General features: G+C 59.1%; 22 protein-coding genes. 7 read left to right on the top strand and 15 right to left on the bottom strand.

Translation table 11 applies throughout. The annotated features are described in order from the left end of the window. Position 1 precedes the first annotated feature (1 nt). The 5 genes from CFII64_RS15590 to CFII64_RS15575 all read right to left on the bottom strand — a co-directional run bounded on the left by CFII64_RS15590 (position 2) and on the right by CFII64_RS15575 (position 5419). On the bottom strand, positions 2-967 hold the full coding sequence (locus tag CFII64_RS15590; RefSeq protein ID WP_020291762.1) for a sulfonate ABC transporter substrate-binding protein: 966 nt from the start codon (positions 965-967) through the stop codon (positions 2-4). A gap of 895 nt (positions 968-1862) precedes the next feature. After that, positions 1863-2501 (bottom strand): peroxiredoxin, encoded by a 639-nt coding sequence (locus tag CFII64_RS15585; protein WP_020291761.1) that lies wholly within the window; start codon positions 2499-2501, stop codon positions 1863-1865. A 183-nt stretch (positions 2502-2684) separates the two neighbouring features. After that, positions 2685-4034, bottom strand: a complete 1350-nt coding sequence (locus CFII64_RS15580; protein WP_020291760.1) for an OprD family outer membrane porin — start codon at positions 4032-4034, stop codon at positions 2685-2687. Positions 4035-4539: 505 nt separating this feature from the next. Then, positions 4540-4674 carry a hypothetical protein gene (locus CFII64_RS30280; protein WP_020291759.1) on the bottom strand — a complete coding sequence of 45 codons (135 nt, stop codon included), beginning with the start codon at positions 4672-4674 and terminating at the stop codon, positions 4540-4542. A gap of 304 nt (positions 4675-4978) precedes the next feature. Next, on the bottom strand, positions 4979-5419 hold the full coding sequence (locus CFII64_RS15575) for a hypothetical protein (RefSeq protein ID WP_020291758.1): 441 nt from the start codon (positions 5417-5419) through the stop codon (positions 4979-4981). Here CFII64_RS15575 and trmL point away from each other — a divergent pair. Continuing rightward, entirely contained in the window at positions 5418-5873 is a 456-nt protein-coding gene (trmL, locus tag CFII64_RS15570) for a tRNA (uridine(34)/cytosine(34)/5-carboxymethylaminomethyluridine(34)-2'-O)-methyltransferase TrmL (RefSeq protein WP_020291757.1), read from the top strand. The two genes, CFII64_RS15575 and trmL, sit on opposite strands and share 2 nt — an antisense overlap. 174 nt (positions 5874-6047) lie before the next feature. Here the strand turns inward: trmL and secB are convergent, their stop codons facing one another. The 3 genes from secB to CFII64_RS15555 are packed head-to-tail and all read right to left on the bottom strand — an operon-like array spanning position 6048 to position 7247. Next, positions 6048-6536 carry a protein-export chaperone SecB gene (secB, locus tag CFII64_RS15565; RefSeq protein ID WP_020291756.1) on the bottom strand — a complete coding sequence of 163 codons (489 nt, stop codon included), beginning with the start codon at positions 6534-6536 and terminating at the stop codon, positions 6048-6050. Positions 6537-6577: 41 nt separating this feature from the next. After that, complete coding sequence (gene grxC / locus CFII64_RS15560; RefSeq protein WP_020291755.1) at positions 6578-6832, bottom strand: glutaredoxin 3; 255 nt, start codon at positions 6830-6832, stop codon at positions 6578-6580. Between the two features lies 1 nt (position 6833). Next, entirely contained in the window at positions 6834-7247 is a 414-nt protein-coding gene (locus CFII64_RS15555) for a rhodanese-like domain-containing protein (RefSeq protein WP_020291754.1), read from the bottom strand. A 207-nt stretch (positions 7248-7454) separates the two neighbouring features. On the opposite strand from CFII64_RS15555, the gene gpmI reads away from it, so the two are divergent. The 4 genes from gpmI to CFII64_RS15535 all read left to right on the top strand — a co-directional run bounded on the left by gpmI (position 7455) and on the right by CFII64_RS15535 (position 12625). After that, complete coding sequence (gpmI, locus tag CFII64_RS15550; protein ID WP_020291753.1) at positions 7455-8990, top strand: 2,3-bisphosphoglycerate-independent phosphoglycerate mutase; 1536 nt, start codon at positions 7455-7457, stop codon at positions 8988-8990. A gap of 152 nt (positions 8991-9142) precedes the next feature. After that, positions 9143-10480: a murein hydrolase activator EnvC gene (locus tag CFII64_RS15545; RefSeq protein ID WP_020291752.1), complete on the top strand. Its 1338-nt coding sequence runs from the start codon at positions 9143-9145 to the stop codon at positions 10478-10480. 30 nt (positions 10481-10510) lie between these two features. Beyond that, on the top strand, positions 10511-11827 hold the full coding sequence (locus tag CFII64_RS15540; protein WP_020291751.1) for a S41 family peptidase: 1317 nt from the start codon (positions 10511-10513) through the stop codon (positions 11825-11827). A gap of 3 nt (positions 11828-11830) precedes the next feature. After that, complete coding sequence (locus CFII64_RS15535; RefSeq protein ID WP_020291750.1) at positions 11831-12625, top strand: divergent polysaccharide deacetylase family protein; 795 nt, start codon at positions 11831-11833, stop codon at positions 12623-12625. A 42-nt stretch (positions 12626-12667) separates the two neighbouring features. Here CFII64_RS15535 and CFII64_RS15530 read toward each other — a convergent pair whose 3' ends face one another. The 7 genes from CFII64_RS15530 to CFII64_RS15500 all read right to left on the bottom strand — a co-directional run bounded on the left by CFII64_RS15530 (position 12668) and on the right by CFII64_RS15500 (position 18750). Continuing rightward, on the bottom strand, positions 12668-13444 hold the full coding sequence (locus tag CFII64_RS15530; RefSeq protein WP_020291749.1) for an ABC transporter substrate-binding protein: 777 nt from the start codon (positions 13442-13444) through the stop codon (positions 12668-12670). 157 nt (positions 13445-13601) lie between these two features. Then, the gene (gene hisF / locus CFII64_RS15525; protein ID WP_020291748.1) at positions 13602-14372 is read right to left on the bottom strand and encodes an imidazole glycerol phosphate synthase subunit HisF; all 771 of its coding nucleotides are present in this window, start codon (positions 14370-14372) and stop codon (positions 13602-13604) included. A 91-nt stretch (positions 14373-14463) separates the two neighbouring features. Continuing rightward, complete coding sequence (hisA, locus tag CFII64_RS15520; RefSeq protein ID WP_020291747.1) at positions 14464-15201, bottom strand: 1-(5-phosphoribosyl)-5-[(5-phosphoribosylamino)methylideneamino]imidazole-4-carboxamide isomerase; 738 nt, start codon at positions 15199-15201, stop codon at positions 14464-14466. Positions 15202-15330: 129 nt separating this feature from the next. After that, the gene (locus CFII64_RS15515) at positions 15331-15591 is read right to left on the bottom strand and encodes a DUF2164 domain-containing protein (RefSeq protein WP_020291746.1); all 261 of its coding nucleotides are present in this window, start codon (positions 15589-15591) and stop codon (positions 15331-15333) included. A gap of 5 nt (positions 15592-15596) precedes the next feature. Then, positions 15597-16235, bottom strand: a complete 639-nt coding sequence (hisH, locus tag CFII64_RS15510) for an imidazole glycerol phosphate synthase subunit HisH (protein WP_020291745.1) — start codon at positions 16233-16235, stop codon at positions 15597-15599. Beyond that, the gene (gene hisB, locus CFII64_RS15505; protein ID WP_020291744.1) at positions 16235-16828 is read right to left on the bottom strand and encodes an imidazoleglycerol-phosphate dehydratase HisB; all 594 of its coding nucleotides are present in this window, start codon (positions 16826-16828) and stop codon (positions 16235-16237) included. The genes hisH and hisB overlap by 1 nt, the downstream gene beginning before the upstream one ends. Before the next feature lie 260 nt (positions 16829-17088). Beyond that, positions 17089-18750, bottom strand: coding sequence for an OFA family MFS transporter (locus CFII64_RS15500; protein ID WP_020291743.1), 1662 nt, complete (start codon positions 18748-18750; stop codon positions 17089-17091). Between the two features lie 254 nt (positions 18751-19004). Between CFII64_RS15500 and panM the strand changes: the two genes are divergently transcribed. Both panM and CFII64_RS15490 read left to right on the top strand, forming a co-directional pair. Further along, positions 19005-19433: an aspartate 1-decarboxylase autocleavage activator PanM gene (panM, locus tag CFII64_RS15495; protein WP_020291742.1), complete on the top strand. Its 429-nt coding sequence runs from the start codon at positions 19005-19007 to the stop codon at positions 19431-19433. A gap of 78 nt (positions 19434-19511) precedes the next feature. Next, complete coding sequence (locus CFII64_RS15490; protein WP_020291741.1) at positions 19512-21731, top strand: AsmA family protein; 2220 nt, start codon at positions 19512-19514, stop codon at positions 21729-21731. Positions 21732-21823 lie beyond the last annotated feature (92 nt).

Below are 21823 nucleotides of genomic sequence, written 5' to 3'. Positions count from 1 at the left end.
ATTACTGGGCTTTCGCGACAGCAGCGGGTGGGGTCCAGATCACGTCCGCAATGTTCAGCGGCTTGGGAATCAACTTGAGCTGATAAAACGTGTCAGCGATTTTCTGCTGCGAAGCGACGACCTGCGGCGTAAGAAACAGCGCGCCGTAGCCCTGACGCTTGACCGACTTCAGGGTGATGTCAGCTGGCAGGCCGAGCAACGGTGCGACCTGGGCGGTGACTTCTTCCGGGTTGGCCTTGGACCATTCGCCCACCGCACGGACTTCTTCGATCAGCGCCTGAATGACTTTCGGGTGCTGTTGCGCGTAAGGCTTGGTCGCCAGGTAGAACTGATGGTTGTCGACGATACCGGTGCCGTCGCGCAGGGTTCGCGCCTGCAACTGTTGCTCGGCGGCAGCCTGGTACGGATCCCAGATGACCCAGGCATCCACGCTGCCACGCTCGAAGGCGGCGCGGGCATCGGCGGGCGGCAGAAATACGGTCTGGATGTCGGTGTATTTCAGGCCGGCGTCTTCCAGTGCCTTGACCAGCAGGTAATGCACGTTGGAGCCTTTGTTGAGCACGACTTTCTTGCCTTTTAGGTCTTTGACCGAAGTGATCGGCGAGTCCTTGGGCACCAGAATCGCTTCACTGGTCGGCGCAGGCGGCTCGTAAGCGACGTACAGCAGATCGGCGCCTGCGGCCTGGGCGAATACCGGTGGCGTTTCGCCGGTTACGCCAAAATCGATGGAGCCGACGTTGAGCCCTTCGAGTAACTGCGGGCCGCCGGGGAATTCAGTCCATTGCACCTGCACGCCCTGCTCGGCCAGACGCTTTTCCAGCGAGCCCTTGGCCTTGAGCAGCACAAGAGTGCCGTATTTCTGATAACCGATGCGCAAGCTTTCCGCCTGAGCCTGGTTGATGGCGCCCAAGGCGACCGCTGCAGCAAACAGAGCGGCCAAGCCTCGACGCAAAATGACAGTGCGCATTGGCGCTCTCCTTTGCTGATTCATGAATGGCACCTGCTTGCCCGATGGCGGGCGAGTAAGGCGTTTGACGACAATTCGTTCGCTGGCAATCACGCCAGCACGCAGTGACCTTAACAGCAGTTTTTTATATCTATAAATCTCATTTTTTCATTTGGTTATTCCTTAAAGAAATATCTCGACTCTCGGCAGGACCGGACTTGTCCGGGGAGGCGTCCGTGTACACAACCAGATGTCCCTCGCCTGCACTGGCGCCTTCGGGGACAAGTCCCCTCCTACCGGGCTGTGTTGCTCGGCAGGACCGGACTTGTCCGGGGAGGCGTCCGTGTACACAACCAGATGTCCCTCGCCTGCACTGGCGCCTTCGGGGACAAGTCCCCTCCTACCGGGCTGTGTTGCTCGGCAGGACCGGACTTGTCCGGGGAGGCGTCCGTGTACACAACCAGATGTCCCTCGCCTGCACTGGCGCCTTCGGGGACAAGTCCCCTCCTACCGGGCTGTGTTGCTCGGCAGGACCGGACTTGTCCGGGGAGGCGTCCGTGTACACAACCAGATGTCCCTCGCCTGCACTGGCGCCTTCGGGGACAAGTCCCCTCCTACCGGGCTGTATTGATCGGTAGGACCGGACTTGTCCGGGAAGGCGTCGGTGCAGACCATTCAGATCTTCCTTGCCTGTACGGGCCTCTTCGGGGACAAGTCCCCTCCTACCGGGCTGTGTTGCTCGGCAGGACCGGACTTGTCCGGGGAGGCGTCCGTGCAGACCATTCAGATCTTCCTTGCCTGTACGGGCCTCTTCGGGGACAAGTCCCCTCCTACCGGCTCGGGGCAAATTTCAGGCATAAAAAAAGGGCCGACGAATCGGCCCAAACTAACCCCTGCTTGTCGTGGAAAGGGTAAATCAGCGATTGGGTTGCGGTGTCAGGCGCAGGTAAGGCGTGACGGCCCTGTAGCCTTTAGGGAAGCGTTGCTTGATCTCGTCTTCATCCTTGAGCGACGGCACGATCACTACCTCATCACCGTCCACCCAGTTGGCGGGCGTGGCGACCTTGTAGTTGTCGGTCAGCTGCAAGGAGTCGATGACCCGCAGGATTTCGTGGAAATTGCGCCCGGTGCTGGCCGGATAGGTGATGGTCAGGCGAATCTTCTTGTTCGGATCGATCACGAACAGGGAACGCACGGTCAGCGTGTCATTGGCGTTAGGGTGAATCAGGTCGTACAGGTCGGACACCTTGCGATCGGCGTCAGCCAGGATCGGGAAGTTGACCAGGGTGTTTTGCGTGGTGTTGATGTCGTCGATCCACTTGATGTGCGAGTCGACCGGGTCCACCGACAGGGCAATGGCCTTGACACCGCGCTTTTCGAACTCGTCTTTCAACTTGGCAGTGAAGCCCAATTCGGTGGTGCAGACCGGGGTGAAGTCGGCCGGGTGGGAGAACAACACTCCCCAGCTGCTGCCCAGCCAGTCATGGAAGGAAATACGGCCTTCGCTGGATTCCTGTTCAAAATCAGGGGCGATGTCGCCAAGTCGCAGGCTCATGGGTGTTGCTCCTTGTTTGCCGAAGTGGATAGCTGAGTTCAGCACACAGTGCCCGACTGCGAAGCGGAATAAAAAGAATAGATAACGATTTATATAGCACTAAAAGAAATATAAAATTCCAGGCAAAAAGAACCCCGCACGAGGCGGGGTTCCTTTTCAACTCAACCAGTCAAACCACCAGGCTTATTTGAAAGCGTAGGTGTAGTTGAAGATCACACGAGTCTGATCGGTGTTGGAAGAGTTGTTCAGGTCAGCATCGGCGCGGTACGAACCGTGACGAACTGTGGTGCCGAAACCCTTGAGCGGGCCGCTCTGGATCACGTAGTCAACACGCACGTCGCGTTCCCACTCGGAGAATTCACGACCGGCTACAGCGCCAGTGCCTTTGATGTCTTCGGCGTGCAGGTAAGCAACTGCGGCTTTCAGGCCTGGGACGCCCAGACGTGCGAAGTCATAGGAGTACTGACCGAAAGTCGTGTTTTCACCGGCGCGGGTGAAGCTGTTGACCATGGAGTCGGTGAACAGGTAAACGCTGGAACCGCCGTTACCTTCGTTACGGTTGCGACCGTTTACGACGCTACCCTGGTTCAGGAACACCATGCCGCCGTCATCGCCCACTTGTTGGTGACCGATCAGGAATGCACTGCCACCCAAGGTGTAGGTGAACATGGCAGACCAGGTCTGGTTATCAACTTCGCCCGGGTTCTTGGCATAACCGCTGTTGTTGTTGAACGCGTAACCAGTGTCGCCGTTTTTGCCGTCGGAGCTGCTGTTGAAGTAACGCAGGTCAGTCTTGAACGACTGGTCATCAGCGATTGGCAGAACGTGTACCAAGCCCAGGAAGTGCTGCTTGTAGTAGTTTTCCAGGTTCGCGTAGTAGTACTGCAAGGTCAGGTCTTTGGTGACTTTCCAGTCGCCGCCCGCGAAACGGAACTGGTCGCTGCCTTTAGTACCGCCGTTGACCGACAGGTCGCTCCAGTTACTGGTAGCACGACCAGCCGACTGAGTCAGTTGACCGCCAGTCAGGGTAACGTTGTCGATTTCCTTGGAAGTCACAACGCCGCCTTCATAAGCGGTTGGCAGCAAACGGCCATCGTTGGAAACCAGGATTGGCAGGTTAGGTGCCAATGCGTTACCGGCACGCAGTTCGGTTTTCGAGAAGCGAGCCTTGAGGTTACCGCCCACACGGCTCCAGTTGTCTACCGAGCTACCGTCAGTGTCGGTAGGGAAGAAACTGTTGGTAGTCGAAGTGGTGTGGTGGTCAATGCCGCCGCCGAGGTGAATGCCCACCAGCGCTTGCAGGTCGAGACCAAAACCGACGGTGCCTTGGGTAAAGCCCGACAGGTAATCGAACTTCAGACCGGTAGCGGTTTCGCGCTGGTCAGAAGCACGACGGCCTTCACGCAGATCGTTATCGAAATACATGGTCCGCGAACTTACGGACGCTTTGCTGTCTTCAATGAAACCAGCGGCACCGGCTTGTTGCGCCAATGCAGCAACGGTGACGGCCAGGGCCAGGGTGGACTTCTTCATGTTTCGCTCCTCGTGAATCTAATTTTTGTAATCCCTGATGCTGGCACCGAAGTGCTCTAACTCAGGGATGCGCGATTAGCGCCAGACCCGACTCGGTGAGTCAATGGTTACCGGGCGCCTCAAGACTAAATGACTAGGCCGCGTGTGTCGGTGGTCAGCAGGGTAGTGAACATTTCTAAAATCTAAAAAGAATTAATATTCATCCTTTTAGATCTATCAGATATATGTCACAAGCCGTGTCGATTCCGTCCGTCGAGGAGTGTATCGACCTGCAAAGCTAATTCCCAAAATTTATTTCATGACCGCTGGTCGGAGAAACGCATTCGGACCTGGCAAACGGCTTAAATCCGACTATCCAGTCACCGTATCCCGACCATTACACCTCGTTGAAACTGGCTGAAGCCCTTGATACACGGGAGATACACCTCAGTAGCCGCAATTGTGACAATTGCCACCGCCTTAGGTCGGACTGAAATATAAAGCTGAAAAAAAATTTAAGAATGGCTTAAGAACGACCTGAAATCCGGATTTTTGCAGCCGCTTTCGGCAGATCGGGATACCGGCCGATGAACAAAATCGCTGTCGGGATGTCGGCCACCTGTCGTTGGCGAGGGCTTGCGTCGTCCAGAGCCACAAACATGAAACAGGCTCCCGCGCATTCACAAAGGTGCATCAAAGCGCTCCATGCACCGCAACGATGCGTAATGGCTGATCCGTTATCGCCGCTACATGGATCAGCAACGAGCTGAATCCGGGCTGAACGCACGCTATTGAGATTTACTTCGACGCCGTAAAGGCCCGAAATAACAGGGCATTGGGCGACCTCAGGCGGAGACAGCAGATTGTTTTTTGCAAAAATCAAAAAACTGGCACGACCTCTGCTATAGGTTACGTATCACCAGTTTTGGGGACCTTGGTACAGGCAGGCCGGGGATTCCCCTCTTTTATTTCTCTCGGAGACTGACCTCCAGTCTCCAGCGCCCGTCCAGCTCCGCACCGCGCAAGTCACCGTGCAGCGGACGGGCCGCCAGCAGGTTCAGCAGCAAATCCCCCCCTTTTCGCTCCAGCTTCCAGCGCACGACTTTCCCATCGAGTTGCAATTGACCACGCCATGGCTGTCCTTTCGCCGTGAAGCGTAACGCCACCGCCCCGTCGACCTGTTCGCTCACCACGTGCGGTTCCTGGTTGAACCACAGCACAAGGCCGCTCGGGAGTTCTTCGATTTGCAGCAGTTCGAGAGGGTCGGGCTCGGTCAGGCGGCCGATCATCAGCCCCACCATCAAGCCGACAATTGCCAGCGAACCAAGAACACGCGGCCATAGCTTCGGTCGCGGGTCCTCTTCGGGGGTAGAATGCACCCCGTCCTTAAGTTCGGAGCCGTGCATGTTTCACGTCATCCTTTTTCAACCAGAAATTCCGCCGAATACCGGCAACGTCATCAGGCTGTGCGCCAACACCGGCAGCACCCTGCATTTGATCGAGCCCCTGGGCTTCGAGCTGGATGACAAACGCCTGCGCCGGGCGGGCCTCGATTACCACGAGTACGCCACTTTGCAGACCCACGCCGATCTGGCCAGCTGCCTGGAAAGCATTGGTCATCCACGCCTGTTCGCTTTTACCACAAAAGGCTCGCGGCCCTTTCATGACGCGCGCTTCGAAGACGGTGACGCGTTCATCTTCGGCCCCGAGAGCCGCGGCCTGCCTCCGGAAGTCCTTGACGCCCTGGACAGCGACCAGCGTCTGCGTTTGCCCATGCGCGAAGGCTGCCGCAGCCTGAACCTGTCCAACACCGTTGCCGTGGCGGTGTATGAAGCGTGGCGGCAGTTGGGGTTTAAATAGCCCAAATCCCGTAGGACCGGCTTCAGCCGGGAGGAAGGCAGTGCAGTCACTGCGCCTGTTTCGTCGACAATGTCCATCTCCCGGCTAAAGCCGGTCCAATTACGGGCCGGGGGCGGCTAAACGGTCCCAAAAAAAAGCGCCCCGAAAGGCGCTTTTTCAGTCCAGCAGCAACACTTACTGAACAGTAGGTGTTTCGCCAGCTTCCTGCATGCGCTGCAGCTCTTGCGCGTACAAGGCATCGAAGTTCACCGGAGCCAGCATCAGCGCCGGGAACGAGCCACGGACAACCAGGCTGTCGATGGTTTCGCGAGCATACGGGAACAGGATGTTCGGGCAGAACGCGCCCAATGTGTGGCTCATTGCGCCCTGATCCAGACCCTTGATCAGGAAGATACCGGCTTGCTGGACTTCAACGATGAAGGCCACTTCGTCGCCGTTGTTCACGGTAACGGACAAGGTCAGCACGACTTCGTAGAAATCGCCTTCCAGTGCTTTCTGACGGGTGTTCAGGTCAAGGCTGACGGTAGGCGTCCACTCTTGACGGAAAATCGCCGGGCTTTTCGGTGCTTCGAACGACAGGTCGCGAACATAAATGCGCTGCAACGAGAATTGCGGTGCGTCTTCTTCGTTGGCAACGGTGCCGTTGGTCGGTTGATCAGTCATCTCAGATCCTTCTTACTTTTAGGGTCTAGTAGGGTTTGGAATCAGGCTGTCAGCAGCGCGTCGAGCTTGCCGGCGCGCTCCAGGGCAAAGAGTTCATCGCATCCACCGACATGGGTCGAACCGATCCAGATCTGCGGTACCGAGGTACGACCGGCCTTCTTCACCATGTCGGCGCGAACTTGCGGCTTGCCATCGACTCTGATTTCTTCGAATGCCACGCTCTTGCTCTGCAGCAATTGCTTGGCGCGAATGCAATAAGGGCAATAATCGCTGGAATAGACGATGACTTCTGCCATTTCATTTCACCAAAGGAAGATTGTCTGCGCGCCAGCTGGAAACGCCGCCCGACAGTTTGGCTGCGGTGAAACCCGATTTGAGCAGCTCGCGAGCAGTGGTGCCGGCGTGCTGGCCGTGGGCATCCACGATGATCAGGGTCTTGGCCTTGTGCTTTTCAAGCTCGGCGGTGCGGGTCAGGATTTTGTCCTGAGGGAAACTCAGCGCGCCGACGATGTGGCCCGCCGCGTAATCCTTGGTCGAACGGACGTCGATGACTACACCCTGATCACTGTTGACCAGCGCCGTGAGCTCACGCGTGCTCAGGCTGCGACCGCCTTTGCTCATCTCGTAGGCGATCAGCAACGCCAGCAGGATGACGAAGGCGCCAGTGATCAAATAGTGGTTCGTGGCAAATGCAATCAGGTGATCAACCATCGGTAGGTTCCAGGGGCGTTAAAATGTCGGCCAGTATACACAGCACCCAAGATCGGCCAAAGCCCGTACGGCGCTGACACGTTTTGAGCACCTTTAATGCCTTGCGCACAGGATTGGACCCGGCAACGCGGCTCGCAATTGAACAACAACAGCCCCTAAAATGCCGATCCTTTTTTAATTTAACTTCATCAGCCACGAGTGGGATCTATGACTACCACGCCAAAACCTTTGGTCCTGATCATTCTGGACGGCTTCGGACACAGCGAGCACCGCGAAGGCAACGCCATTCTGGCCGCCAAAATGCCGGTCATGGACCGCTTGTACAAGACCATGCCCAACGGCCTGATTTCCGGCTCGGGCATGGACGTCGGTTTGCCGGACGGGCAGATGGGCAACTCTGAAGTCGGGCACATGAACCTCGGTGCCGGCCGCGTGGTGTATCAGGATTTCACCCGGGTGACCAAATCGATCCGTGATGGCGATTTCTTCACCAACCCGACCATCTGCACCGCCGTGGACAAAGCGGTTGGCGCGGGCAAGGCCGTGCATATTCTCGGCCTGCTCTCCGACGGCGGCGTTCACAGCCATCAGGACCACCTGGTGGCCATGGCTGAACTGGCCGCCCAGCGCGGCGCTGAAAAAATCTACCTGCACGCGTTCCTCGACGGTCGCGACACGCCGCCGCGCAGCGCGCAGAAATCCCTGGAGCTGATGGACGCCACGTTCACACGCCTGGGCAAGGGCCGCACCGCCAGCATCATCGGCCGTTACTTCGCCATGGACCGCGACAACCGCTGGGACCGCGTTTCCCAGGCCTACAACCTGATCGTCGACGGCGAGTCGCAATTCCAGGCCGCCAGCAGCGTGGCCGGTCTGCAAGCCGCTTACGAGCGCGACGAGAACGACGAATTCGTCAAAGCCACCAGCATTGGCGAACGCGTCAAAGTCGAAGATGGCGACGCCGTGGTGTTCATGAACTTCCGCGCCGACCGTGCCCGGGAGCTGACACGGGTATTCGTCGAAGACGATTTCAAGGATTTCGAGCGCGCCCGTCAGCCGAAACTGGCCGGTTTCGTCATGCTCACCCAATACGCCGCAAGCATTCCGGCACCCTCGGCATTTGCCGCCGGCAGCCTTAAAAACGTGCTGGGCGAATACCTCGCCGCCAACGGCAAGACCCAGCTGCGCATTGCCGAGACCGAAAAGTACGCCCACGTGACGTTCTTTTTCTCCGGCGGCCGGGAAGAACCGTTCCCCGGCGAAGAGCGCATCCTGATCCCGTCGCCGAAAGTCGCCACGTACGACCTGCAACCGGAAATGAGCGCGCCGGAAGTCACCGACCGTATCGTCGATGCCATCGAGCACCAGCGTTACGACGTGATTGTGGTCAACTACGCCAACGGCGACATGGTTGGGCACAGCGGCATCATGGAAGCGGCAATCAAAGCCGTGGAATATCTGGATGTCTGCGTCGGCCGAATCGCCGAGGCGCTGGAAAAGGTCGGCGGCGAAGCGCTGGTCACGGCTGACCACGGCAACGTCGAGCAGATGACCGACGACCACACCGGCCAGGCCCATACCGCTCACACGTCGGAACCGGTGCCCTTCATCTATATCGGCAAGCGCAAGCTCAAGGTGCGTGAAGGCGGCGTGCTGGCCGACGTCGCGCCGACCATGCTGGAACTGCTGGGGTTGGCCATACCCGAAGAAATGACCGGCACTTCGATCCTCGTGGCGGAATAAAGGGCATTGAACCGGCTTGTTGGCAACGACAACGCCGGTTTTTTTCTACGTATGGCCTCAAGCTTTAATGAAGAGGCATTTTTTTTGCTAGTTATGGCGGGCATACTAGGCCTGTCATTTTTTCTCACAATTCCTCGGTATCGCCCACCCCCATGCTCCGCGCCTTTATCGCCCTTGCTCTGATCTGCCTGCTCAATCCGGCGTTTGCCGATGATGAGCGTGCGCAAACCCAAAAACAGATTGATGCTGCGCGTCAGGATGTCGTTGAGCTGCAAAAAGCCCTGGGCAAGTTGCAGGAAGAAAAAACCGGCGTGCAAAAGGATCTGCGCGGCACTGAAACCGAAATGGGGAAGCTGGAAAAGCAGGTCGAGGTCCTGCAAAAGGAACTAAAAAAGACCGAAGTCGAGCTGCAACGGCTCGACCAGGAAAAAAAGAAGTTGCAAGCCCAGCGCGTTGAGCAACAACGGTTAATAGCTATTCAGGCACGCGCCGCTTATCAGAGCGGTCGGCAGGAATACCTGAAACTGCTGCTTAATCAGCAACACCCGGAAAAATTCGCCCGCACGCTGACCTATTACGATTACATGAGTCAGGCGCGTCTGGCACAGCTGCACACGTTCAACGAAACGCTGCGCCAACTGGCAGCGGTCGGCAAGGACATCGACCTGCAACAGGCGCAATTGCTGGTGCAGAAAAGCACGCTGGATGACCAGCGCGAGGAACTCGACAAGGTTCGCCAGGAACGCCAGAAGGTGCTGGCCAAGCTGAATCAGGACTACAAGGCCCGCGACCAGAAGCTGCAATCGCGGCAGCAGGACCAGGCCGATCTGGCCAAAGTCCTCAAGACCATTGAAGAAACCCTGGCGCGTCAGGCTCGCGAAGCCGAAGAAGCGCGCCAGAAAGCCCTGATTGCCGCACGCGAGGCTGAAGAAAAGCGCCAGCGTGAAGCTCAGGCTCAAGCTCAAGCCCTGGCAGAGCGCAACAAGACTCGCGATGACAGCAAGGAAGAGCCTGAAGAAGCGCCACGCCGTCCGGTCAAGTCGCCCGGCGCGATGGTTTCCAGCGCCGGAGTTTCCTATGGCGGGCCTTTTGCAGAGGCCAAGGGCAAACTTCCATGGCCCGTTGATGGTCGATTGTTAGCGCGTTTCGGCGAAGCACGCGGCGACGATGCCCGTTCGACCTGGGATGGCGTGATGATCAATGCCGCTGCGGGCAGCCAGGTGCATGCCGTGCACGGCGGTCGGGTGGTGTTCGCGGACTGGTTGCGCGGCTCGGGGCTTCTGGTCATTCTCGACCATGGCAACGGCTATTTGAGTTTGTACGGTCACAATCAGAGTTTGCTCAAGCAGGCGGGTGACGTTGTTAAAGCAGGTGAAGCAATTTCCACGGTAGGCAACAGTGGCGGTCAAGAAGCTACAGCGTTGTATTTCGCTATTCGTCAGCAGGGTCGCCCAAGTGATCCGGCCCAATGGTGCCGCACTCAAGGATAAGTCGGTATCAACTTCAGGAGTTCGTTAGACATGCCGTATCTGTCCCGCCTCACCTCGCTGGCTTTCGCTATTGCCATCGTTATCGGCTCCCCGCTGGCTCAGGCTGCCGAGGTCAAGGTTGCACCTGCCGCTGCGCCGGTAGCGCCAGCCAAGGCGCCTTTGCCGCTGGAAGAGCTGCGCACCTTTGCCGAGGTCATGGACCGGATCAAAGCCGCGTATGTCGAACCGGTGGACGACAAGACCCTGCTGGAGAACGCCATCAAAGGCATGCTCAGCAACCTTGACCCGCACTCGGCCTACCTCGGCCCGGAAGATTTCCTGGAGCTGCAGGAAAGCACCAGCGGCGAGTTCGGCGGCCTGGGCATCGAAGTGGGCGTCGAAGACGGCTTTGTCAAAGTCGTGTCGCCAATCGATGACACCCCGGCTTCCAAGGCGGGCATCGAAGCGGGCGACCTGATCGTCAAGATCAACGGCGCGCCGACGCAAGGTCAGACCATGCAGGAAGCGGTCGACAAGATGCGCGGCAAGATCGGCGAGAAAATCACCCTGACGCTGGTGCGCGATGGTGGTACGCCGTTCGACGTGACGCTGGCGCGGGCGACCATTCAGGTCAAGAGCGTCAAGGCGCAGATGCTGGAAAACGGCTACGGCTATATCCGCATCACCCAGTTCCAGGTCAAGACCGGCGAAGAAGTCGGCAAGGCGTTGGCCAAGCTGCGCAAAGACAACGGCAAGAAGATGAGCGGGCTGGTCCTGGACCTGCGCAACAACCCCGGCGGCGTGCTGCAGTCGGCGGTCGAAGTCGCGGATCACTTCCTGACCAAAGGCCTGATCGTTTACACCAAAGGCCGTATCGCCAACTCCGAACTGCGTTTCTCGGCCGATCCGGCTGACGCCAGCGAAGGTGTGCCATTGGTGGTGCTGATCAACGGCGGCAGCGCATCGGCATCGGAAATCGTTGCCGGCGCCTTGCAGGATCAGAAACGCGGCATCCTCATGGGCACCGACAGTTTCGGCAAAGGCTCGGTACAAACCGTGCTGCCGCTGAACAACGATCGCGCGCTGAAGATCACCACGGCGTTGTATTACACACCGAACGGGCGTTCGATCCAGGCCCAGGGCATCAACCCGGACATCGTCGTACGTCGCGCCAAGGTCACCAACGAAGTCGATGGCGAGAACTACAAGGAAGCGGACCTGCTCGGTCACCTGGGCAACGGCAATGGCGGCGCGGACAAACCGACTGTCAAAGGTGGGGCCAGCAAAGCGCGTCCGCAGGATGATGACTTCCAGCTCAGCCAGGCGCTCAGTTTGCTCAAGGGCCTGAGTATCACCCGCGGCAAATAACCGATGCGCCCGTTTCTGTGCGTTTGCCTGCTGGTCGCGTCGTGGGGCATCAGCGGCGTTGCTCTGGCAGCGTCGCCGGTAGCGGAAAAACCCCAGGCCCGGGTGGCTTACCTGAGCCTGATCATCGACGACCTGGGGCAAAACCCGGTTCGGGACCAACGCGCCCTGGCGCTGCCCGGCCCGGTAACTCTGGCGATCATGCCCGATACGCCCCACGCCACCGAATTCGCCCGTCAGGCGCACAAAGCCGGCAAAACCGTCATGCTGCACATGCCCATGGACCCGGCGACCGGCCCGTTTGCCTGGCATCCGGAACTGCCGCTGGCGGAACTCGAAAGCCGTCTCAACGCCGCGCTGCTCAAAGTGCCTTATGCCGCTGGCCTGAATAATCACATGGGCAGCCGCATGACCGCCGAGCCGGTCGCCATGGGCTGGCTGGTCGCGGAGCTGCAGCGTCGGCATATGTTTTTCGTCGACAGCCGCACCAGCGCCAAGACCGTCGCCGCTGCGCAGGCGCAGCAGATCGGCCTGGCGAGCGTGTCACGGGATGTGTTCCTCGACGACGAACGCACCGCCGAAGCCATCACGCGCCAACTGCAGATCGCCATCAAGCTGGCGCACAAGCAGGGTTCAGCGGTCATGATCGGCCATCCTTATCCCGTCACCCTCGACGTGCTGGAACGCGAACTGCCCAACCTCAAGGCCCAAGGCATCGACTGGATCGACCTGCGCCGGATGATCAGCGTGCGCGGCAACGAAGCCATGGCCGGGCATGGCAAGAATGGGGTTTATCGGTAACGGCCCTCGCTCCAACGGGTTTTATCGGCTGCTTGAGACCGCCTACTCGAACCGACTACGAATCTCGGCAATCTTGCCTTCGGCGCGGATCTGGTCCAGCGCGGTTTGCAAGCGGGCAACCATTTCGTCCGGGGTGTTTTTGTTCAGTGCGAGGTACAACTCGGCGCTGTTGAATTTCAACACCGTTTTGAGACCGGTCACGCCGTCGAGTTTCGCCAGATAGCGGCCGACAGGATCGCCCACCGCCCACAGGTCGATCTGGCCGTTGGTGAGTTTCTTCACGTTGTCTCGATCGCGCAGCAGCAGGATCGGGTTCAGGCCCTGGGAAGCCAGGCGCTCGCCGATGGCGTCACCTTTATAGGCACCGATCCTGTAGGCCTTGGCCTGTTCCAGAGTCGTCAATTTGATAGGGCTGTCAGCGCGGGCAAGCATGATCCAGTCGTAGGAACCTACCGGTCCAACCCATTTGAATAGATGCTCGCGCTCCGGCAGCCGGGTCGTGGAGAACACGCCATAGCCGGGTTTTTCCAGCGCCAGCTTGTAGACCCGCTCCCAGGGGAAACGCAGCGTCATGCTGTAGTCGATGCCCGCGCGCTTGAACGTCGCGCGCACCACCTCGGCCGCAATGCCGTCGATGCTGCTTTCCTGGGCGAAGTTCTTGCCATCGACGGCCATGTTGAACGGCGGAAAGTTTTCGGTCAGCAAGACGATGGAAGTGGGCGACCCGCTACCAGCCTCGTCGCCAGTCGTCGCGGCCTGAACCGCCCCCGACAACAATGAACTGAAGGCTGCGAATGCAATAAGACGGCTTCTGAACATGTGCATCCTCCTGACGCATGACAGCGCACAGAGTGCAGCGCTGTCGGGAGGAAGTCCATACCGTTGGAGGCTTGCCCGCGAAGAACGATAATGCGGTTAGTCTGGCACACCGAGCTGATCGATTCGCGGGCAAGCCTCGCTCCAACAGATTTGGATCTCAGCGCACCACAATCCCGCGCTTGGCCATGTAGGCCTTGGCTTCCGGCACGGTGTACTCGCCGAAGTGGAAGATGCTCGCGGCCAGCACGGCGCTGGCGTGGCCTTCGATGATGCCGTCAGCCAGGTGTTGCAGATTGCCGACGCCGCCGGACGCAATCACCGGAATGCCCAGCGCATCGCTGATCGCCCGGGTCACGCCGAGGTCGAAACCGTTTTTCATGCCGTCCTGATCCATGCTGGTCAGGAGGATTTCGCCGGCGCCCAGTTCTTCCATCTTCATCGCCCACTGCACGGCGTCCAGGCCGGTCGGCTTGCGGCCACCGTGGGTGAAGATTTCCCAGCGCGGGGTTTCACCGGGCAGCGACACCTTCTTGGCGTCGATGGCGACCACGATGCACTGCGAACCGAAATGCTGCGCCGCTTCGGCGACGAACTCCGGATTGAACACCGCTGCGGTGTTGATCGACACCTTGTCGGCACCGGCATTGAGCAAGTTGCGGATGTCTTGCACGGTACGCACGCCGCCGCCCACGGTCAGCGGGATGAACACCTGGCTGGCCATGCGTTCCACGGTATGCAGCGTGGTGTCGCGGCCATCGACGCTGGCGGTGATGTCGAGAAAGGTGATCTCGTCCGCGCCCTGCTCATCGTAAAGACGCGCGATTTCAACCGGATCGCCCGCATCACGAATGTTCTCGAACTTGACGCCCTTGACCACACGACCGTTGTCGACGTCCAGGCAAGGGATGATGCGTTTGGCCAGAGCCATGGGGTTGATCTCCAAAACGGATTGGACCGTAGGACCGGCTTTAGCCGGGAGGGCGCCCTCGCGGCTAAAGCCGCTCCTACGGTAAAGCGACTTAGCGTTGCTCCAGATCGCACATCGCCTGGGCTTCAGCCACGTCCAGCGTGCCTTCGTAGATCGCACGGCCAGTGATGGCGCCGATGATCCCCGGCGCCCTGGCGTCGAGCAAGGCGCGGATGTCGCCCAGATTATGGATGCCGCCGGAGGCAATCACCGGAATCCGCGTTGCCGCCGCCAGTGCGGCGGTGAACGGGATATTGCAACCTTGCATCATGCCGTCTTTGGCGATGTCGGTATAAACGATGGCTGATACGCCATCGGCTTCGAAACGCTTGGCCAGATCGATCACTTGCACGGTGCTGATTTCAGCCCAGCCGTCAGTGGCGACGAAGCCATCCTTGGCGTCCAGGCCGACAATCACTTTGCCGGGGAACGCGCGACAGGCTTCAGCGACGAACTCGGGATTCTTGACGGCCTTGGTGCCAATGATGACGTAGCTCACGCCCGCCTTGACGTAATGTTCGATGGTTTCCAGCGAACGAATGCCGCCACCGATCTGGATTGGCAGGTTTGGATAACGCTTGGCGATTGCAGTCACCACGTCGCCATTCACCGGCTGACCTTCGAACGCTCCGTTCAGATCGACCAGATGCAGACGTCGGCAGCCGCCTTCGACCCACTTGGCGGCCATGGCCACCGGGTCATCGGAAAACACCGTGGAATCTTCCATGCGGCCCTGGCGCAGGCGTACACAGGCACCGTCTTTAAGATCGATAGCGGGAATAATCAGCATGCTTTTTCCTTCGTCAAAGGGAACCGTAGGAGCGGCTTTAGCCGCGAGGGCCGTAAGGGCCGTGAGCTCGCGATATTGCTCGCCAACATTGCTCGCGGCTGAAGCCGCTCCTACGTGTTGTTCAATTCTTCAATTCTTTTCAAGCGCCCATAAATCGCTTTCGATGCTCTCGAAGCGCTCTTTGAGGTGCTGCTGAACATCGAAAATCGCGCGATTGTAGTAATGCGGGGCGATCTCGTTGGTGAACAACTCCAGCACTTCGGCAACTTCGAACGAACCCAGGTCCAGTTCGAAGCGCTGGGAAAACAGGCGCTTGAGCTTGTCGATAGCCTGCTGTTCGTGTTCGGCACTGAGGGTCAGGATCGGCGGTTTGCCTTTACCTTTAGCCATGGCGATTACCAGCGACCATCCCACGCGGCGAAGTTCTGCAACAGTTGCAGGCCATGGGTATGGCTCTTCTCCGGGTGGAATTGCACGGCAAAGCGCGAACCTTCAGCCAGCGCGGCAGCGAAATCGACGCCGTAGTGACCGCGACCGACCACCTGGCGCTGATTGGCGGCATCGATATAGAAACTGTGCACGAAGTAGAAACGTGCCAGATCCGGGATGTCGTGCCACAGCGGGTGATCCACCGCCTGCGTTACTTCGTTCCAGCCCATGTGCGGCACTTTCAGGTGCTCGCCGTCCTCGTGCAGATCCTTGCCGAAGAACTTCACCTGGCCGGGGAACATGCCGATGCAGTCCACGCCGCCGTTTTCTTCGCTGCTGTCGAGCAAGGCCTGCATGCCGACGCAGATGCCGAGAAACGGGCGGTCCTGGCTGACTTCGCGCACCAGTGAATCAAAACCCAGGCGGCGGATTTCAGCCATGCAATCGCGAATCGCGCCGACCCCGGGAAACACCACGCGGTCGGCTTCGCGAATCACATTGGCGTCGCTGGTAATGTGAACCCGGCCCGCGCCAACGTGTTCGAGCGCCTTGGCGACCGAGTGCAGGTTGCCCATGCCGTAATCAATAACCGCGACCGTCTGCATCAGAGCACACCCTTGGTCGAAGGCATTTGCCCGGCCATGCGCTCGTCCAGTTCCACCGCCATGCGCAAGGCGCGACCGAAAGCCTTGAACACGGTTTCGATCTGGTGGTGAGTGTTGGTGCCACGCAGGTTGTCGATGTGCAGCGAGACATTGGCGTGATTGACGAAGCCCTGGAAGAATTCCTGGAACAAGTCCACGTCAAAACCGCCTACCACAGCGCGGGTAAACGGTACATGCATCTGCAAGCCAGGGCGGCCGGAGAAGTCGATGACCACCCGCGACAGCGCTTCATCGAGCGGCACGTAGGCGTGGCCGTAACGACGGATGCCTTTTTTGTCGCCGATCGCTTTGCTGAAGGCCTGACCCAACGTGATGCCGACGTCTTCCACGGTATGGTGGTCGTCGATCTCAAGGTCGCCTTTGCAGTTGATATCCAGGTCGATCAGCCCGTGCCGGGCGATCTGGTCGAGCATGTGCTCAAGAAAAGGTACACCGATATCAAATCGGGCCTTTCCGGTGCCATCCAGGTTGATCGAGGCATTGATCTGGGTTTCCAGAGTATTGCGCTCGACGTACGCCTTACGTTCGGCCATCACCAGCTCCGCAAAATCATTGGGCGAAAAAGGCGATCATTATAGGCCTAGAAGGCGCCTGGCATGAAGCAAACAGAAGAAGGGAAAGGAAGAAGACGACGAATTACGGGGGTTTATTGGCGGTCGACGGCTAAAAGCGCTCCATCGCAGGAGCGGCTTTAGCCGCGAGAAGGACAACAGCAGCGCGGCATTTCCGTTGTCAGAAATGCCACGCTCCCGGCTAAAGCCGGTCCTACACGTCGGTAGGCGCGGCGTCAGTCTTAGTGAAACAACACCGCAGTCTTCTGCAAGGTGACCCACACACCCCACGCCAACGGAATACCCACTGCCAGCCAGGCAGCGATCGCCAGCGGTTTGGTGGATGGATTGGCTTTCCACTCAAGCACGGTGGTGTGATCCGCGCCCTTGTCGTGGCCGATTGCTTGTTCCGCAGCCAGCTCGGCATCGGTCATGAAGTACTTGTCGGCAACCGGACGTACCAGCAGGTTGCAGATGAAGCCCAACACCAACAGACCGGCCAGGATGTACAGGGTGATGTCGTAGGCATCGGCACGCGCAACGCCGTGGCTCAGCTGATACTCACGCAGGTAGTTGACCAACACCGGACCCAATACGCCCGCCGCTGCCCATGCCGTCAACAGACGACCGTGGATCGCGCCGACCATCTGCGTACCGAACAGGTCGGCCAGATACGCCGGAACCGTTGCGAAGCCACCGCCGTACATCGACAGAATGATGCAGAACGCACCGACGAACAGCGCGATGTTGCCCAGATGGCCCATGCCCGGAATCAACGCGTACAGCGCAAAACCCAGCGCGAAGAACACAAAGTAAGTGTTTTTACGGCCCAGGTAATCCGAGAACGATGCCCAGAAGAACCGTCCGCCAATGTTGAACAGACTCAACAGACCGGTGAAGCCCGCAGCGATTGCAGCGATCTGCTTCAACTGATCGGCATTGAGCTGACTGAAGGTCAAGTCACTGCCCAGCAATTTGCCAGCGAACACTTCCTGCAACAGCGGCGAAGCCATGCCGAGAATGCCGATACCTGCCGAAACGTTCAGGCACAGCACCAGCCAGACCAGACGGAATTGCGGGGTTTTCCAGGCCACGTTCACGTGCACGTGACGGTGAGTGATCATCGCGTTGCTGGCTTTCTTGACCGGAGCGGTCCAGCCTTCAGGTTTCCAGCCGGTTGGCGGAACGCGATATGACAAGGCGCCGCCGATCATGAAGATGAAGTAAATCACCGCCATCACCACGAAACTCTGCCAAACACCGACGCCGTCAGCCGAAGCAAAATGGTTCATCAAGGCTGCTGCCAATGGTGCGCCGACCATCGCGCCGCCACCGAAACCCATGATTGCCATGCCGGTAGCCATGCCGCGCTTGTCCGGGAACCATTTGATCAGGGTCGAGACCGGCGAAATGTAACCCAGGCCCAGACCAATGCCGCCGATCACGCCCGAGCCTACCCACATCAGCCATATCTGGTGAGTGTACACCCCAAGCGCTGAGATCAACAGGCCTCCACACCAGCACAATGCCGACACAACGCCAGCCTTGCGTGGACCCGCGTGCTCCAGCCAGCCACCCCAAATGGCCGCCGAGCAACCCAGGAAGATGAAGAACAGGGTGTAGATCCAGCCGAGCATCGAGATCGGCCAGTCGCAGGCAGACGAGAAAATCTGCGCGAAGAAGCTCATATCAGGTGCGCAAGCGACCGGTGCGGTGACGCCAACTGCCTTCGACAGCGGCAGCCAGAACACCGAAAAACCATACGCCATGCCGATGCACAGATGGATGGCCAGTGCTGCGGGTGGAACCAGCCAACGGTTGAAACCGGGCTTGGCGATGATGCGCTCTTTGGACAAGAACGCAGGCTGCACGGCAGAGCCGTCCAACACAGTGCTTGAACTCATTTTTTTATTCCCCAATTGTGTATAACTCGCAAGGCCCTGGTTGCTGCACACGGAGTCCATTCGCACGGGCAACTATTCTCTTATCGGCGCTATTTCCGGTTACGTGACAAATAGACGCACCTTTTGCACCAAAAGCGAGAGATTAGCATTTGCCGCAGCACTAGAGGCAACCTGCCATCAGTTTTTTGACGCCATTTAGATATCGCCGGATCAACACTCATCCGGGACGCCTTCGCATCGCAAAAGGAAACAACATGCCAATCGTTGTCGAGTCCCTGCAGTCGGTCACTTACCAGGACCAGGGGGATTTACAGAAGATCTATCGAGACGCTCCGCCTTGGCTCTTCGCACCGTTCAGCGATGCGTCGCAACTCATTGAATCGACGCTGGATCACAACACGCTCATTGCCGCGCGATTCAATGACCGCTTGCTGGGGGCCGCGCGCCTGCAAAGGCACGGGCAGGTCTGGGAACTGTCGCACTTGTGCGTGCGCGCCCTCACCCGCCGACGCGGGGTCGCGGAACGTCTGGTGATTCATGCGCAGAAATCGGCCGAAGATGCCGGTTGCACGCTACGCTTGCTGGCAACCGCCGAGGCTCTCGAAGTCCAGACTCTGGCGGCCAAACTCCACGTAGAGCTGCAGATTCCCCCAGCGTCTGAGCCTGGGACAAGCTGTGCGTGAGGCATCCAGGGCCCGGTACCTGCGTGAGGACGTTATACTCGCGGGCATATTTTGAACGTCGAATACAAGGACTCGCCCATGAAAGCGTTCGGCAAAATCCTGGGACTGTTTGTTCTCGGGCTGTTGCTGATCATCGTGGCTCTCGGTTTCGCCCTGAGCCATCTGTTTGATCCCAACGACTATAAAGACGAGATTCGCCAACTGGCACGCGACAAGGCAAACGTGGAGCTGACGCTCAACGGCGACATCGGCTGGAGCCTCTTCCCCTGGCTGGGCCTGGAGCTGCATGAAGCCAGCGTCGCTACCCTGACCAACCCCACCAAACCTTTCGCCGACCTGCAAATGCTCGGTCTGTCCGTGCGCGTGCTGCCGCTGTTGCGCCGCCAGGTACAGATGAGCGACGTGCGTGTCGAAGGCTTGAACCTGAGCCTCAATCGTGACGAAAACGGTCATGGCAACTGGGAAGACATCGGCAAACCCGCGCCTGCCGAACCCGGCGCCACGCCACCGACCACCGACAACAACCCAGCCGTTGCGACCCGGCCCGACAAGGCCTCGCAGCCGATCCGCCTGGATATCGACAGCCTGACCGTCAACAACGCGCGGGTCGAATACACCGATGCGCGCAAAGGCCAGTCTTTCAGCGCCGAAAGCATCCAGCTGAGCACCGGCGCCATTCACGAAGGCGCCGAGATCCCGATCAAACTGACGGCATTCCTGGCCACCAACCAGCCCGTGATGCGCGCCAAGACCGAACTGGTTGGCGAGCTGCGGCTGGACCGCGCGCTCAAGCGTTATCAGTTTGAAGACATGCGTTTGTCCGGCGAGGCTTCGGGTGAACCGCTGCAGGGCAAAACCGTGACCTTCGCGGCCCAAGGGCAATTACTGGTCGATCTGGCAGCGAACGTCGCCGAATGGACCAGCCTCAAGCTGTCCGCCAACCAATTACGCGCCTTGGGCGAACTGCACGTTCGCGAACTGGATAAAACCCCGCAACTCAGCGGCGGCCTGTCGATTGCCCAGTTTGACCTGCACACTTTCCTCGACAGCGTCGGCCAGACGCTGCCGGCCATGGCTGAAGGCAGCCTGAGCAAGGTCGAAATGGTCACCCGCCTGACCGGCACACCCACCAGCGTGGCGCTGGAAGACCTGAATCTGAAAGTCGATAACAGCGCCTTCACCGGGCGCATTGCCGTGGAGGACTTCGCCAAACAGTCGCTGCGCCTGCAACTCAAGGGCGACACGTTCAACGCCGACCGTTATCGCCCGGCTGAAAGTGAGGAAACCAAAGGGGCAAAAGCCGCGCGTAAAACCGAAGTTCAGAGTGGCGAAGCGGCCGCTGTCGCTGGTGCGGGTACGACGCCGCTGCCGGAGCAACCGACCAAGGCGGCCTGGAGCACCGACAAACTCTTGCCGCTGGAGCGCATGCGCAAACTGGATGTGGACGCCGACCTGAGCTTCGGCACGCTGACGCTGGACAAGCTGCCGATTCAGAACGCGGCACTCAAAACCCGGGCGCTTGACGGCGTGGTCAACCTCGAAAGCCTGCGTGGCGAACTGTACAACGGCAATTTCGAAGTCAAAGGCAACCTCGACGTACGCCCGGATGTGCCGCTGGCAAGTGTTCAAACCCGCGTCGCCAAAGTGCCTGTCGAAAGTGTTCTGCAAAGCCAGGGCCAAACCCCGCCGGTCAGAGGTTTGCTCACCCTCAACAGTGATGTGAACGGTAAGGGCAACAGCCAAAAAGCCCTGATCGACAGCCTCAACGGCACCGCCAGCTTCGTGCTCAACAATGGCGTGCTGGTCAACGCCAACCTTGAACAACAGCTGTGCCAGGGTATTTCCCTGCTCAACCGAAAAACCCTCAGCGGCGAACCGCGCGGCAAGGACACGCCTTTCCAGCAGCTCAACGGCAATCTGGTGTTCCGCAACGGCGTGGCCAGCAACCCTGACCTCAAAGTGCGAATTCCCGGCCTGACGGTGAACGGCGACGGCGATGTGGACCTGCGCGTGCTGGGCATGAACTATCGCGTGGGCATCATCATCGAAGGCGACAAGACCGAAATGCCTGATCCGGCGTGCGAAGTGAATCCGCGCTATGTCGGCATCGAGTGGCCGGTGCGCTGCCGCGGCCCGCTGGAGCTGGGCGCCAAGGCGTGCCGTCTGGACAAGGAAGGCCTCGGCCAGGTCGCCGCGAAACTGGCGGGCGACAAGCTGGGTGACAAGATCGAAGAAAAACTCGGCGACAAAGTCAGCCCGGAACTCAAGGACGCATTGCGCGGGTTGTTCAAACGCTAGAAACGCTTCCGATTTGTACGACCGGCTGTCGCCGCGAGGCCGTATTCTCGCGGCTAAAGCCGCTCCTACAAACTCCCTGCAACAACCAATAC

The sequence above is a fragment of the Pseudomonas sp. CFII64 genome (genome assembly GCF_000416235.1).
Lineage (GTDB): Bacteria > Pseudomonadota > Gammaproteobacteria > Pseudomonadales > Pseudomonadaceae > Aquipseudomonas.
The sequence above is the reverse complement of the archived record's forward strand: the minus strand, read 5'-3'. Positions and strand labels throughout refer to the sequence as shown.

Bases quoted from the DNA above. Each gene is read 5' to 3' on its own strand.
- CFII64_RS15590 (WP_020291762.1), bottom strand. From the start codon at position 967: ATGCGCACTGTCATTTTGCGTCGAGGCTTGGCCGCTCTGTTTGCTGCA.
- CFII64_RS15585 (WP_020291761.1), bottom strand. From the start codon at position 2,501: ATGAGCCTGCGACTTGGCGACATCGCCCCTGATTTTGAACAGGAATCC.
- CFII64_RS15580 (WP_020291760.1), bottom strand. From the start codon at position 4,034: ATGAAGAAGTCCACCCTGGCCCTGGCCGTCACCGTTGCTGCATTGGCG.
- CFII64_RS30280 (WP_020291759.1), bottom strand. From the start codon at position 4,674: ATGTTTGTGGCTCTGGACGACGCAAGCCCTCGCCAACGACAGGTGGCC.
- trmL (WP_020291757.1), top strand. From the start codon at position 5,418: ATGTTTCACGTCATCCTTTTTCAACCAGAAATTCCGCCGAATACCGGC.
- CFII64_RS15575 (WP_020291758.1), bottom strand. From the start codon at position 5,419: ATGCACGGCTCCGAACTTAAGGACGGGGTGCATTCTACCCCCGAAGAG.
- secB (WP_020291756.1), bottom strand. From the start codon at position 6,536: ATGACTGATCAACCGACCAACGGCACCGTTGCCAACGAAGAAGACGCA.
- grxC (WP_020291755.1), bottom strand. From the start codon at position 6,832: ATGGCAGAAGTCATCGTCTATTCCAGCGATTATTGCCCTTATTGCATT.
- CFII64_RS15555 (WP_020291754.1), bottom strand. From the start codon at position 7,247: ATGGTTGATCACCTGATTGCATTTGCCACGAACCACTATTTGATCACT.
- gpmI (WP_020291753.1), top strand. From the start codon at position 7,455: ATGACTACCACGCCAAAACCTTTGGTCCTGATCATTCTGGACGGCTTC.
- CFII64_RS15545 (WP_020291752.1), top strand. From the start codon at position 9,143: ATGCTCCGCGCCTTTATCGCCCTTGCTCTGATCTGCCTGCTCAATCCG.
- CFII64_RS15540 (WP_020291751.1), top strand. From the start codon at position 10,511: ATGCCGTATCTGTCCCGCCTCACCTCGCTGGCTTTCGCTATTGCCATC.
- CFII64_RS15535 (WP_020291750.1), top strand. From the start codon at position 11,831: ATGCGCCCGTTTCTGTGCGTTTGCCTGCTGGTCGCGTCGTGGGGCATC.
- CFII64_RS15530 (WP_020291749.1), bottom strand. From the start codon at position 13,444: ATGTTCAGAAGCCGTCTTATTGCATTCGCAGCCTTCAGTTCATTGTTG.
- hisF (WP_020291748.1), bottom strand. From the start codon at position 14,372: ATGGCTCTGGCCAAACGCATCATCCCTTGCCTGGACGTCGACAACGGT.
- hisA (WP_020291747.1), bottom strand. From the start codon at position 15,201: ATGCTGATTATTCCCGCTATCGATCTTAAAGACGGTGCCTGTGTACGC.
- CFII64_RS15515 (WP_020291746.1), bottom strand. From the start codon at position 15,591: ATGGCTAAAGGTAAAGGCAAACCGCCGATCCTGACCCTCAGTGCCGAA.
- hisH (WP_020291745.1), bottom strand. From the start codon at position 16,235: ATGCAGACGGTCGCGGTTATTGATTACGGCATGGGCAACCTGCACTCG.
- hisB (WP_020291744.1), bottom strand. From the start codon at position 16,828: ATGGCCGAACGTAAGGCGTACGTCGAGCGCAATACTCTGGAAACCCAG.
- CFII64_RS15500 (WP_020291743.1), bottom strand. From the start codon at position 18,750: ATGAGTTCAAGCACTGTGTTGGACGGCTCTGCCGTGCAGCCTGCGTTC.
- panM (WP_020291742.1), top strand. From the start codon at position 19,005: ATGCCAATCGTTGTCGAGTCCCTGCAGTCGGTCACTTACCAGGACCAG.
- CFII64_RS15490 (WP_020291741.1), top strand. From the start codon at position 19,512: ATGAAAGCGTTCGGCAAAATCCTGGGACTGTTTGTTCTCGGGCTGTTG.